Raw genomic sequence first — 276 nt, forward strand, 5'->3', positions numbered from 1 at the left:
GCCACCAATGGTGTAATACGTGATGTAATTGATTGCGGTTTTTTGCGAGTAATAACAGTTGCGCATGATAACGGCTGTTTTTTTTAGTCATAGGCGCATCGATAGGACCGAGTACCGCTAAATGATGTTCGGCTGGCAAGAGCGCAATGGCATCTTTTAACGCTTGGGTCGTAGCAACCAACGTTTTCCCTTCACAGCGAATCAAAGCCGCATAACTATAAGGCGGCAATCCCATCATTTTACGCTCTTGTAGTAACTCATGAGCAAAGGGTAAAT

1 pseudogene is annotated in these 276 nt (G+C 44.6%); it reads right to left on the reverse strand.

Going from position 1 to position 276, the window contains the following annotated elements:
* Positions 1–276 (reverse strand): annotated as a pseudogene (locus tag AAEY79_RS14770) (primosomal protein N'); the annotation flags it as partial.

Origin of the sequence: Psychrobacter sp. GW64-MNA-CIBAN-0177 (genome assembly GCF_040309585.1) — a bacterium.
Lineage (GTDB): Bacteria > Pseudomonadota > Gammaproteobacteria > Pseudomonadales > Moraxellaceae > Psychrobacter > Psychrobacter okhotskensis.